This window comes from uncultured Hyphomicrobium sp. (genome assembly GCF_902826555.1).
Taxonomy (GTDB): domain Bacteria; phylum Pseudomonadota; class Alphaproteobacteria; order Rhizobiales; family Hyphomicrobiaceae; genus Hyphomicrobium_C.
Map to the genome: position 1 here is coordinate 308,900 of NZ_CADEFI010000001.1, position 13,265 is coordinate 322,164.

Annotated in this window: 7 protein-coding genes and 1 pseudogene; 1 reads left to right on the forward strand and 7 read right to left on the reverse strand. The window is 63.9% G+C overall.

Translation table 11 applies throughout. The features are described from left to right. The first annotated feature begins 144 nt into the window (after positions 1–144). Positions 145–1,527 carry an FAD-binding oxidoreductase gene (locus tag QZV93_RS01365; protein WP_295555326.1) on the forward strand — a complete coding sequence of 461 codons (1,383 nt, stop codon included), beginning with the start codon at positions 145–147 and terminating at the stop codon, positions 1,525–1,527. Positions 1,528–1,553: 26 nt separating this feature from the next. On the opposite strand, the gene lpdA is transcribed toward QZV93_RS01365, so the two are convergent. From lpdA to QZV93_RS01400, 7 genes and pseudogenes are all read right to left on the reverse strand, one after another. Continuing rightward, the gene (gene lpdA / locus QZV93_RS01370) at positions 1,554–2,981 is read right to left on the reverse strand and encodes a dihydrolipoyl dehydrogenase (RefSeq protein ID WP_295555328.1); all 1,428 of its coding nucleotides are present in this window, start codon (positions 2,979–2,981) and stop codon (positions 1,554–1,556) included. A gap of 7 nt (positions 2,982–2,988) precedes the next feature. Beyond that, a pseudogene (locus QZV93_RS01375) lies at positions 2,989–4,296 on the reverse strand (dihydrolipoyllysine-residue acetyltransferase); the annotation flags it as partial. A gap of 22 nt (positions 4,297–4,318) precedes the next feature. Next, positions 4,319–6,991: a pyruvate dehydrogenase (acetyl-transferring), homodimeric type gene (gene aceE, locus QZV93_RS01380; protein ID WP_295555329.1), complete on the reverse strand. Its 2,673-nt coding sequence runs from the start codon at positions 6,989–6,991 to the stop codon at positions 4,319–4,321. Between the two features lie 165 nt (positions 6,992–7,156). Continuing rightward, the gene (locus QZV93_RS01385; protein WP_295555331.1) at positions 7,157–9,538 is read right to left on the reverse strand and encodes a molybdopterin cofactor-binding domain-containing protein; all 2,382 of its coding nucleotides are present in this window, start codon (positions 9,536–9,538) and stop codon (positions 7,157–7,159) included. 4 nt (positions 9,539–9,542) lie between these two features. Continuing rightward, positions 9,543–9,995: a (2Fe-2S)-binding protein gene (locus QZV93_RS01390; RefSeq protein WP_295555332.1), complete on the reverse strand. Its 453-nt coding sequence runs from the start codon at positions 9,993–9,995 to the stop codon at positions 9,543–9,545. A gap of 104 nt (positions 9,996–10,099) precedes the next feature. Beyond that, entirely contained in the window at positions 10,100–11,824 is a 1,725-nt protein-coding gene (locus tag QZV93_RS01395) for a PQQ-dependent dehydrogenase, methanol/ethanol family (protein WP_295555334.1), read from the reverse strand. A 62-nt stretch (positions 11,825–11,886) separates the two neighbouring features. Further along, positions 11,887–12,312, reverse strand: a complete 426-nt coding sequence (locus tag QZV93_RS01400) for a Rieske (2Fe-2S) protein (protein ID WP_295555336.1) — start codon at positions 12,310–12,312, stop codon at positions 11,887–11,889. Positions 12,313–13,265 lie beyond the last annotated feature (953 nt).

A 13,265-nucleotide genomic window follows, 5' to 3' on the forward strand; every position in this document is an offset into this window, starting at 1 on the left:
CTCTCAAAGACTGTGAGTAGCCGCTGCGTTGAATTTGGGCGTCTCGTGCTGTTGCGGCGCCGCTCGTTTTCTGTTTACCTCCGTTCAACATTGTTTCTGGATGGGCAATGCGGCCGCGTGCGTGGACGGTCGTGGAGTGTGTGCTTGGCTTCGGGTTCCGAGATCGATCTCAAGGTGACGAAGGACGGTGGGTTGGCGGCTCCGACGGCGGAGCAGCTTGCGAACGGTCGCGTGACCTCATCGGAAGGACTCTCCTTCAAGCCCTACTGGTGGGATGCCGCACCGCGGACTGCCGAGTCGCATCCGCTTCCTGCGAACGCCGATGTGGTTGTCGTCGGATCCGGATTCACAGGACTGTCCGCGGCCCTCACGCTGCTGCACCATGGGCGCTCGGTGGTGGTGCTCGAACGCGGCGTCCCGGGGTTCGGCGCCAGCACGCGGAATGGCGGACAGATCGGCAGCGGCAACCAGAAGTTCCGCGTCAAGCGCCTGATTGCGCTCCGCGGGCGCAAGAAGGCCGAAGCGATGCTGCGCGAAGGCGCGCGCATGCTCGATGATATTGCGCAGCTGATCGACGTGGAGAAGATCGATTGTCACTTTGCCCGCTGTGGCCGCTTTCGCGCGGCGATCCGCCCGGAGCACTACGACGCCATGGCGCGGGACATGGAGGACCTGCGCCAGATCGCAGGTGTCGAGAGCTTCATGGTGCCGAAGGCCGAGCAGCATACCGAGATCGGGTCTGACGCTTTCTTCGGCGGCTCCGTGCTGCCGGGAGACGCCTCGCTGCATCCGGGCCTCTATCACGCCGGGCTCATGCGCCGGATCGGGGAGGCCGGCGGTCTCGTGATCGGCAATGCGGCCGCCCAGGACATTTCGCGCGACGGTGGCCGATTCACTGTCACGACCCCGCTCGGCAAGATTGCCGCAGGCGAGGTCATCATCGCCACCAACGGTTATACGGACCGCCTGGTACCGGAGCTCGGGCGTCGTATCGTGCCCATCGGATCGGGGCTCATCGCGACCGGGGAGATCCCGGAGGAGACCTTCGCGCGTCTGATGCCCAAGGGGCGTGTCTACGGCAACACCAATCGCGTCTTCTATTATTTCCGTGCGGCGCCGGGCGAGCGGCGTGTGATCTGGGGCGGGCGTGTCGGCAGGGGGGCCGGCAACACGTCGGAGCGCGCGTTCCGGCATTTGGCGCGCGACATGCTGCATGTGTTTCCGGACCTCGCGTCCGCGCCCATCACGCACGCCTGGGACGGGATGATCGGCTATACGTACGACGAGGTTCCGCATCTGGGGCGCACGGGTGCCGGGCTCTACTATGCGCTCGGCTATTGCGGAACGGGCGTCTCGCGGGCCACCTACTTCGGCAACAAGATCGCGCTCAAGGTGATCGGCAAGAGCGAGGGGCGCACTGCGTTCGACGACCTGGCGTTTCCGAGCTTTCCCGTGCACGCGATTGCAAAACGCGCGGTTCCGGTGGTCGAGACCTGGTATCGCTTTCGCGACGCGACGAAGCTCTGACGGAGCCTCGCGCGGCGACTGCCGCGCTATCGGCGCTGGGACTGCTTCGGCATCAGATCGGTGATCGTACCCTCGAACATCTCAGCCGATTGGGCGAATGTCTCGGATAGTGTCGGGTGCGGGTGGATGGTCGAGGCGATGTCGGTCGCGTCGGCTCCCATCTCGATGGCGAGCGCCGCCTCGGCGATGAGGTCGCCTGCGTTGGGACCGACGATGCCGCACCCGAGTATGCGGTGCGTCTCCGGATCGAACAGCACTTTCGTCAACCCCTCGTCGCGCCCGAGCGACAGCGCGCGGCCGGAGGCGGCCCAGGGGAAACTGCCCTTGCCGTAGGCGATGGCTTTGTCCTTGGCCTCGTTCTCGGTCAGGCCGACCCATGCAACCTCGGGATCCGTGTAGGCGACCGACGGGATGACGCGTGCATCGAACGTCGACGTGCGGCCGGCGGCCACCTCGGCTGCGATCTTGCCTTCGTGCACGGCCTTATGGGCGAGCATCGGCTGGCCGACGATGTCACCGATAGCGAAGATGTGCGGGATGTTGGTGCGCATCTGGCGGTCGACCGGGATGTAGCCCTGTGCGTCTATGGCGACGCCTGCCGCGTCGAGGCTCAGTTGGCGGCCGTTGGGGACGCGGCCAACCGCGACCAGAATTCTATCAAACGTATCCGTGTGGGTGTGCGCACCTTCAAAGGCGACGGTCAATCCGGCGGATCCCGGCTCCACTTTCGACACTTTGGTGTCGAGGTGGATCTGCTCGTAGCGCGCCTTGATGTGCTTCATGAGGGGAGCGACGATGTCACGGTCGGCGCCGGGAATGATCTGATCCATCAGCTCGACAACACTGACGCGGCTGCCGAGTGCGTGATAGACGGTCGCCATTTCGAGGCCGATGATCCCTCCACCAATGACGAGCAGCCGCTTTGGAACATCGGCCAGGTCGAGCGCGCCCGTTGAATCAAGGACGCGCGGATCGTCATGAGGAATGAACGGGAGCTTCGCCGGCTCGGAGCCCGCGGCGATGATGGCGTGCTCGAAGGAAATCCTGCTCCTGGCTCCGTCGCGATCCACCTCGATCTCGCGCGCCGAGACGAAGCGGGCGGTGCCGGTCACGACGGTCACCTTGCGCTGTTTCGCCAGCGCGGAAAGCCCGGAGGTCAGCCGTCCGACAATGCCGTCCTTCCAGCCTCGCAGCTTGGCCAGATCGATCGAAGGCGGCGTGAATCCAAGGCCTGCGCTCGCCATCTCTCGCGTTTCCGAGACGACTTTCGCGGCATGCAGGAGCGCCTTGGAGGGGATGCAGCCGACGTTGAGGCATACGCCCCCAAGCACCGGTGCGCGCTCGACGAGGACGACTTTCTTACCGAGGTCCGCGGCACGAAACGCAGCGGTGTATCCGCCGGGGCCAGCACCGAGGACGACGAGTTCGGCTTCGATATCGGGAGTTTTTGTCATCGGCACTCTAAAGGACGAGTTGGCGGACATCGCCGAGGATCTCGGCGAGGCGGCGCGTAAAGCGGGCGGCCAGCGCGCCGTCGATGACGCGATGGTCGTAAGAAAGGCAGAGCGGCAGCATGAGGCGGGGCGCGAAGCTGTCGCCGGTCCATACGGGGCGCATCGCGGCGCGGACGACTCCGAGGATCGCCACTTCCGGACTGTTGACGATGGGGGTGAAGCTGGTGCCGCCGATGCCTCCGAGACTGGAGATCGTAAAGCTCGCGCCCTGGATGTCTGAGGGTGAGATCTTGCCGTCGCGCATGCGCTGGGAAACCGCAGCCATCTCTTGGCTGAGCTCGAGGATGCGCTTGCGGTCGACGTCCTTGATCACGGGCACCACGAGGCCGTCCGGCGTGTCCACCGCGACTCCGATGTTGTAATAGTGCTTGAGGATTAGCGCCTCGCCTTCTGGCGTCAGGGACGCGTTGAACTCGGGATGCTGCTTCAAGGCCGCGACGCTGGCCATCAGGAGGAACGAGAGCATGGTCACGCGATAGCCTTTGTCCTTGGCCTCGGCGTCGAGCTTCCTGCGGTAGGACTCGAGCTCGGTGATATCCGCCTCGTCCGTATGAGTGACGTGGGGAATGTTGAGCCACGCGCGGTGAAGGTGCGGACCCGAGAGCCGCTTCAGGCGCGACAGCGGCTTCACTGTGATCTGGCCGAACTTGGCGAAGTCCTGCTGCGGCATCTCCGGCAGGGCGAGCGCCGTGTTGCCGGCCGATCCGCGGCCGATGGCGCGCCGGACGTCGTCCTTAGTGATGCGACCCTTTTCGCCGCTGCCCTTGATCTGGCTCAGGTCGATTTCCAGCTCGCGCGCGAGGCGGCGCACGGAGGGGCTGGCGAGGACGCCGCCGAAGTCGGTGGAGACGGGAAGCGTGCCGGTCCCGGCTTGCGCTGGGGGCGCGGATTTGGGTGCCGCTTCGGGCACGGGCGATGAGGGCGCCGGGGAAAGGGCGCTGCGCGCGGCTGTGCCGTTCGCGAGGGAACCCGCCTTGTGCCCTTCGGGATCGAGCTTCAGAATAAGACTGCCTTCGCTCACCTTGTCGCCGACCTTGAGCAGGATCTCGGCGACCTTGCCTGCCGACGGCGCAGGCACCTCCATGGTGGCCTTGTCGGACTCGAGGGTGATCAGCGGGTCCTCGACCTTCACGCTGTCGCCGGGTTTCACGAGGACTTCGATTACGGGCACATCGGCGTAGTCGCCGATGGCCGGAACTTTCACATCGATCATAGACATGGACTTTCCATCTCGCGGCCGTTTTCGCTGCTGCGTCTTTCCGCCGGGCTGGGCCGAGCTATACTTTCACCGGGTTCGGCTTCTCGGAACCGATGCCGTACTTGGCCAGCGCCTCGGCGACCCGTGTCGAGGGGATCTTGTTCTCGTCGGCCAGCGCCTTGAGTGCCGAGACGGCGACGAAATGGCGATCGACCTCGAAGTGGAAGCGCAGCTTGCGTCTGTAGTCCGATCGGCCGAAGCCATCGGTGCCAAGAACGCGATAGGCGCCGGGTACGAAGGCGCGGATCTGCTCGGCGAATGCCTTCATGTAGTCGGTCGAGGCGATCACCGGATCCGAGCCACGTTCCGCGAGACGCTGGGTGACGTAGGGCACGCGCGGCAGCTCCAAGGGATGGAGGAGGTTCCAGCGCTCGACCTCGTGGGCTTCGCGGGCGAGCTCGGTAAAGCTCGTCACGCTCCAGATGTCGGCCGACACGCCGAAATCGCTTTCGAGCAGCATGGCGGCGGCGATCACTTCGCGCAGGATTGCTCCCGAGCCCATCAGCTGTACGCGGGGCCTGTTCTTTTTCTTGGCGTCGTCACCGGTTCGGCTCAGCAAATACATGCCTTTGATGATGCCGTCCTCCACGCCTTCGGGCATGTCGGGATGCTCGTAGTTCTCGTTGAGGACGGTGATGTAGTAGAAAACGTCCTCCTGCCGTTCGATCATGCGCGTGAGACCGTTCTGCACGATCACGGCCAGCTCGTAAGCATAGGTTGGGTCGTAGGAGACGCAGTTCGGGATGGTCGCCGACAGGAGGTGGCTGTGGCCATCCTCGTGCTGAAGCCCTTCGCCGTTCAGCGTCGTGCGTCCCGACGTTCCGCCGATGAGAAAGCCGCGGGCGCGCATGTCGCCGGCCGCCCATGCGAGGTCGCCGATACGCTGGAATCCGAACATCGAGTAGAAGATGTAGAAGGGAAGCATGGGCACGTTGGACGTCGAATAGCTCGTGGCCGCGGCAATCCATGACGACATGGCACCCGCCTCGTTGATGCCCTCCTGCAGCATCTGGCCTTGACGGTCCTCCTTGTAGAACATCAGCTCGCCGGCGTCGGACGGCCGATAGAGCTGTCCGACCTGGCTGAAGATGCCGAACTGGCGGAACATGCCCTCCATGCCGAAGGTCCGGCTCTCGTCGGGCACAATCGGCACGACGCGCGGCCCAAGCGTTTTGTCCCGCAACAGCGACGAGAGGATGCGCACGAAGGCCATGGTGGTCGATATCTCGCGGCCGGCCGTGCTTTTGAGCTGGCCTTCGAACAGCGAAAGCGCCGGAGCCTTCAGGCTTTCGCTCACCTTGCGCCGCGCGGGCAGATAGCCTCCCAACGCCTCGCGCCGGGCGCGCAGGTACTTCATCTCATCTGAGCCATCGGGAAAGCGGATCAACGGCAGCGTCGCAAGATCGTCGTCGGCGACCGGGATCTGAAAGCGGTCGCGGAACTGGCGCAGGGCGTCGATCTCCATCTTCTTCTGCTGATGGGTGATCATCTGGCCCTCGCCGGCGTGGCCCATGCCGTAGCCTTTGACCGTCTTGGCGAGGATGACGGTCGGCTGGCCGCTGTGCTCCACCGCGCGCTTGTAGGCGGCGTAGACCTTGGACGGATCGTGACCGCCGCGCGTCAGCTTCCAGATGTCGTCATCCGTCCAGTCGGCGACCATGGCGGCCGTCTCCGGATAGCGCCCGAAAAAGTGCTCCCGGATGTAGGCGCCGTCCTTCGATTTGAAGTCCTGGTACTCGCCGTCGACGCACTCCTCCATCAGCTCGCGCAATTTTCCGGATGTGTCGCGTGCCAAAAGCTCGTCCCAGGTGGATCCCCAGATGACCTTGATCACGTTCCAGCCGGCGCCGCGAAAGACGCCTTCCAGCTCCTGAATGATCTTGCCGTTGCCTCGCACCGGTCCGTCGAGGCGCTGCAGGTTGCAGTTGACGACAAAGATGAGATTGTCGAGCTTTTCGCGGCCTGCGAGGGCAATGGCGCCGAGGCTTTCCGGCTCGTCCATTTCGCCGTCGCCACAGAAGGCCCAGACGTGCCGGTTGCCGGTATCGGCGAGGCTGCGGCCATGAAGGTATTTCAGGAAGCGGGCCTGATAGATCGCCATGATGGGGCCGAGCCCCATCGACACGGTGGGAAACTGCCAGAAGTCCGGCATCAGCCACGGATGCGGATACGACGACAGGCCCTTGCCGTCGACCTCCTGGCGGAAATTCGTAAGCTGCTCCTCGGTCAGCCGCCCTTCCAGAAAGGCGCGCGCATAGATTCCGGGCGATGAATGACCCTGGATGAACAAGAGATCTCCGCCGTGCGTTTCCGACGGCGCATGCCAGAAGTGCTCGAAGCCGGTGTCGTAGAGCGTGGCGGCAGACTGGAAGCTCGCAATGTGGCCGCCGAGCTCCGACGACGTTTTGTTGGCGCGCAGGACGATTGCGGCGGCGTTCCATCGGATCGCCGAGCGAATGCTGTGCTCGACCTCTCGGACGCCCGGATGGAGCGGCTCCTCATCGGCGGCAATCGTGTTGACATAAGCCGTGTTGGCGGCGAACGGCAGCCGCGCGCCAGAGCGCCGCGCAACCTCTACGGCACTACTCAAGACCTCGTCGGCATGGTGGCGGCCTTCGAATGCGAGGACCGACGAAATGGCGTCCTCCCATTCGCGCAGCTCCTGGCCTTTGTCGTCGGGCTTGTCATGCATGGCGTCAGAAGCCTCGAATTCGCGTTGCATCGCACCGCGGAGGAGCCCGCGCTCCTCCGCAATGCCACGGGGGACGGCCGCGGATCGCGCCGCGGCTTTGTTGTTTTTGGAGGGAGGATGCCCTGGATGCCGTGAACGTGGCCGCGCGAGTCACTGCGGTTGCGCTCACGCGTCGATTTTCTCTCCCGTCGGAAGGCTGCGCAGACGCTTGCCCGTTGCCGCGAAGATGGCGTTGCACAGGGCCGGCGCGAACGGCGGCACGCCGGGCTCTCCCACGCCGGTCGGATAGTGCGACGGCGAGGTCGGCTCGATGATGTGCACCGTGACCTTCTGCGGGAAGTTGGTCATGCGCGCGACCTCGAAATCGTTGAAGTTCGATTGCTCGACCTGGCCATCCTTGAATGTGATGCCGCTGTAGAGCGCGGTCGACATGCCCATCACCGCTGCGCCCTCGATCTGCGATCTGATGCGCTCGGGATTGATATAGAACCCGCAGTCGATGACGGCCGTCACCTCCGGCACGCGGATGATGCCGCCGGCGTCGATCTCGGCGTGCACGACCATGGCGACGTACGAAACGAACGAGCGATGCGCGGCGATGCCGAGGCCCTGCTTAGCCGGGAGCTTCTTTCCCCAACCGGCTTTGTCGGCGGCGACCTCGACGACGTTCTTCAATCGGGCGGTGTCGATCGGGAATTGCGGATAGGGCTCGCCGTAGTTCCAGAAGTCCTCGGGCATGCCCGCGGCTTTGGGATCGATCGTCCGGTCGGAACCGATCAGCTCGATCAGGAGATCCTTGGGGTCGCGTCCGAGCTTGTCGGCGAGCTCGGCGACGAACGACTGCACGGCGAACGCGCGCGGGATGTTCGAGACGGAGCGGAACCAGCCGATCCGCGTGTGAGCAAAAGCCTGACCGTTCTCGCAGCGGATATTCGGAATCTCGAACGGCATGTCGGCGAAGCCCATGCCGTATTCGATGTTGAACTGGTAGCCGCTGTCGGCGGCGAACGTCGATAGGATCGATGGCGCTACCGTACGGTGACGCCATCCGACGACCTTGCCGGCCTTGTCGAGGGCCGCCTCGATCCGCTCGACGGATGTGGTGTGATAAAAGGCATGACGCAGGTCGTCGTCGCGCGTCCACTGCAGCAGGACGGGCGTCCCGCCGAGCTTCTTGGAGAGCTGGACGGCCTCGATCATGTAATCGCATTTCGACTTGCGGCCGAAGCCGCCGCCGAGCAGCGTGACATGGACGGTGACGTTCTCGATGGGAACGTTCAAGGCCTTGGCGATGTCCTCGCGGGCGCCGTACGGGCTCTGGGCCGGAGCCCAGACCTCGATCTTGCCGTCAGTGATGCGGGCGATGGCGACGGGGGGCTCCATCGGAGCCTGAGCAACGTGCTCCTGGTGGTACTCGCCTGAGAACACCTCGGCGGCGCCGGAAAAGGCAGCGTCGGGATCGCCCTGGTTGCGAATGACCTTGCCGGGCTTTTTCGCGGTCGCGCTCATCTCGTCGCGATATGCGGCGGTGCTATAGCCTGCGTGGGGACCGTTCTCCCATTCGATGGTGAGAGCATCGCGGCCTTGCATGGCTGCGTACGTCGACCGCGCCACGATGGCCACACCGCCCAAGGGTGCGAATTTGGCCGGAGGCATGGAGCCCTCGATCTCGTGGACGGCCTCGACACCGGGCACTTTCAGCGTCGCGGCAGCGTCGTATGTCTTGATCTTTCCTCCCACTACTGGCGGGCGGGCGATGACCGCGTATTTCATGCCGGGAAGGCGAACGTCGGCGCCGTAGACTGCGCTGCCGACCGTAATGCCGTGCAGGTCGACGATCTGCGTCTTGCCTTTGCCGATGTAACGGAAATCCTCCGGCTTCTTGAATTCGAGCTTGTCGCGCGGCGGGACCGGCTGGCTCATGGCGGCTGTGGCGAGCTCGCCGAAGCCGAGACGCGTCTCGGTCTCGATTTTCTCTCCGTCGCCCTTGCCTTTTTTCAGGAGCACGACGTGGTGCTGCTTCGCCCTGCAGAGCGAGCGGTCCACGCCCCATTTAGCAGCGGCGGCGGATTCCAGCATGGAGCGCATGGCGGCGCCGCACTCGCGCATGGGCTGAATGAAATGGCGGACGCTGCGCGAGCCATCCGTATCCTGGTTGCCGTAGCGCGGCTCGTCGCCCGGGGCCTGTATGACGCGCACGCGGGCCCAGTCGGCCTCCATCTCGTCAGCGACGACCATTGGCAAGCTCGTCTTGGCGCCGGTTCCCATCTCGGACCGATGCGCAACAATGGTGACGATGCCGTCAGCGTCGATGGCGACGTAGGCGTGTGGATCGTTGACCACGCCGCGCGGCATGCCGGCGGCGCCTGTGGGATAGGCGTCATAGGCGCCGGCCGCGCCGCCGGGGATGATCTGCAAGGCGAGGACGACGCCCGATGTCTTGAGCACGCCGCCGATGAAGCCGCGCCTGCTCACGTTCTCGATGAGCGCGCGCGCGTTCGTGGTTTCTGCGCGGCGGGCGATGTTCTTTTCGAATTCGTGGTACATGAGCTCACACTCCTCCCGCGGCCAGGCGCACCGCGGCGTGGATGCGCTGGTAGCAGCCGCAGCGGCAGATGTTTCCACCCATCTCCTCGACGATCTCGGCGTCGCTCGGAGCGCGGTTCTTGGTCAGCAGGGAGGCGGCCTGCATGATCTGCCCGGCCTGGCAGAAGCCGCACTGGGGTACGTTGAGCTCGCGCCATGCCTTCTGGACGGCGTGATTGCCATCGGCGCTCAGGCCCTCGATGGTCGTGATCTGCTTGCCGCTGGCCTCGCTCACGGTCGTCATGCAGCCGCGAACGGCCACGCCATCGACATGCACGGTGCAAGCGCCACAAAGGCCGGCGCCGCAGCCGAACTTGGTTCCCGTAAGCCCCAGCTCGTCACGGACAAACCAAAGCAGCGGCGTATTAGGATCGCCATCGAACTGGCGGTCCTGGCCATTGACGGTGATGGTGAGCATCGGCTTCGATGTCCTTTTTCATGATCGATGGTCAGAGGCGGCACACGCCGATCCGCAACCGGAGAGGTAGTGCTGACCGGCGCGTGCCTTAGTTTTGCGGAGTGCTAGTCGCCGAGGGCGAATACCCAGACCGAGCCACCTTCGGGAACGGTTTTCTCCCAGCCGGCTTGAGTGTGCATCTTGCCTTGGATCCACTGCGCATCGACGCCGTATCCCGAGACCACGGCGATGTACTGCTTGCCGTCGACCGCAAAAGCGCTCGGCGGCGAGATGATGCCCGACGGGGTCGGGAACTCCCAAAGGAGCTTGCCGGTCTTCTCTTCGTAGGCGCGGAACATGCGGTCGTTGGTACCGCCTGCGAACAGCACGCCGCCGCCGGTGGTCAGGATCGAACCCCAGTTCCAGGAGCCTTTGTAGGTCTCGCGCCAGACTTCCTTACGAGCCTTGACGTCCCAAGCCTGGATGCCGCCGATGAACGGGAAGTTGTCGTCAACCTTCAAGTCGAGGCGGTTGATGTCCACGCCCGCCGACCATTGGCCGGGCAGGATCGGCTGGATCATGCCGGTCAGGGTCATGCAGTGGTTGTCGTTGAACGGAATGTAGAGCATGCCGCTCTTCGGGCTGTAGGCTTCGTACGGCCAGTCCTTGCCGCCCCAAAGGCTCGGGCAGTAGGTGGCTGTCTTGCCGGTGCCGGGGACGGCCTCCTCATTGTAGGTCGGACGGCCGGTCTTCTCGTCGATGGTTTTGAAGACGTTGTTCTTGACGTACTTCACGCCTTTGTCGAACGTGATCTTGCCCTTGGCATCGCGCTCGAGCCAGTACAGCACGCCGTTGCGCTGGGCGCTGATCAGGCCTGGCACCTTCTTGCCGTCGCGCTCCAGGTCGATGAGCGTCGGGGCGTTCATGCCGGCCCAGTCCCATGAGTCGTTCCAGTGGTACTGGAAGTGTCCGACCAAATCGCCGTTGTCGGGATTGATCGAGACCACCGACGCCAGATAAAGGTTGTCGCCTGGACGCTGGTCGCCGAGCCAGGGTGCGCCATTGCCGACGCCCCAGTAGATGATGTCATTCTTCGAATCGTAGTTGCCCGGCATCCACATGGTGCCGCCGCCGTTCTTCCAGGCGTTCTTCCATTCTCCTTCCTGCGGCCAGGTTTCCGAGCCGGCCTCGCCCGGTGCCGGAACGCTGTAGCGTGTCCACGCGAGCTTGCCGGTTTCCGCGTCGAAGGCCTTGATGAAGCCGCGCACGCCGAACTCGCCGCCGGAGGGGCCGATGATGATCTTGCCCTTCACGGCCAGCGGCGCCGACGTGATGTAGGCGCTCTCCTTCTCCCAATCGCAGACTTGCGCCTCCCACACCTTCTCGCCCGTCTTGGCGTTGAGCGCGGTCAGCATGCAGTCGATGCTGCCGACGTAGACCTTGTCGCCCCAAAGCGCGACGCCGCGATTGGTTCTGTGCAGAGCGCCCAAGCCTTCAGGCGTTTCGCGAACGAAGCGCCATAGAAACCGCCCGGTCTTCGTATCGAAGGCCAGCACGTTGTTGTGCGGCGTTGCCACGAACATGTAGTCGCCATTGACGATCGCGGGCGCCTCATGGCCCGAGTTGATGCCCGTGGCGGCGGACCACACGGGCTTCAGCTTGGCGACGTTCGCGGGCGTGATCTGATCGAGCGGCGTGTAGCTCCAGCCCTCATAGTTGCCCTTCGTCAGCAACCAGTTCTCCGGTTCGGGGTTTTTGAGTCGCTCCTCGGTTACCGGCTTGTAGTCGGCGGCTTGCACCGCCGTCGTTGCGACCAGCGCGAGCGCTGCGACGCCAATTCGTAGTTTCATGGACTTTCCTCCAGGTTTTGGATTGGTTAGAGTTTTTGCGTGAGACACGACGACCGTGTTGCTCACGATGTTGGTGGCCCTATCGGACCATCCAGCTTTCCCGCCACCACCAGCTCGCCGTCGGTGATGGTCACCGGCAGCATGGCCAGCCTGCGCACAGCAGGGCCGTGTGCTACGGTTCCGTTGTTGCCAAGGTCGAACGTCGAGCCATGGCAATTGCAGAGGGCCATGCGTGGGTTTTCGTGCTGACCGGAGATCGGACAGCCCTCATGCGTACAGATCGCGGAATACGCGACGATGCCGCCCGCCGAGTGCGGCTTCGTGGATGTATCGAGGTCGGCCTCATCGATGCGCTTGAGGATCAGCAAGCTGGCTCGTGAGCTGATGACGGTCTTCGTGGCCGGGTCCATCGGGTAGACCAGTAGCGGAGGCTCGCCGACCTTCACGTCATCCGGAGTGACGGGTTGCCCTTCTTTGTCCCCGGTCATGAACACGAAACGCTGCCCAGGCTGCGGGCGCTTACTGGACGTGCCTTGTGCGCATGCCGGGACGCTCCCGAGAAGGCCGGTTGCGGCTAGGCATCCCGAAACAGCAAGTCCTTGAATGATGCTCCGGCGACCGACTTCGCTTGCACTCTCGCGCTCGCGACTGGCCGAATGGCCAGGCCGTATTTCCTTCGACATGTTCCTCCCGATCTCGTTTTTCGTTGTCGTGTGTCATGTGGTTGGAGAGTGCGTTCGATGCGACTTTCCCCCGTGTGCATAAGGGGGACAGCATGATTCATGCCAGCCGTTGCGGAGCGGAGCCGGAAGACGGCGATGAGCAGTCGACGGATGAAGCTAAATCCGCGGGAACGCGTGAAAATTTTGCGAGATCGTCGTCGGCTTTTTTTTGCGATTGCGCGCGAAACAGGGCTCGATTGCTGCGCAGAACGATGATGGCCCTCGACCACGTTACATCAAGGCAGAACCCTGTGATGTCACAGTGTAACGCCGAGGCTGAGCGTACCGTCGGTGAATGCACGCGTGACGCTCAACGATTTGTGGCTCTGCGAGCACATGCGCTGCGCAAACCGATCGATCGTCCGCATGCGTTGTGATGCGCAAACGTGTTTGATTGTCTGTACTTTCGTCGGCAGGGCGGCGTTCGGCGTCCGGCGCAGTTGCTTTTGCGCGTCGCTGTCCTCCGTTCTTGGCACGTCCTTTGCCTTTTCGTTCCGCGTGTGACTCAAAGCGTCGTTCCAGGTGATGCGAAAGCGCGGCCTGCGATTGCGTAGCTGACGCCAGACAGGGGAAAGGAAAAGGAATGGGTGGGGGATTGAGGACAGGCGCAAGCGCGGCGCTTGCCGGAGCAGCGGCCATCGTGCTGATGAGTGGGAGCGTGCAGGCAGCTGACCTAGGCGGCAATTGCTGCGCGGATCTCGAGGAGCGGATCGCGGAGC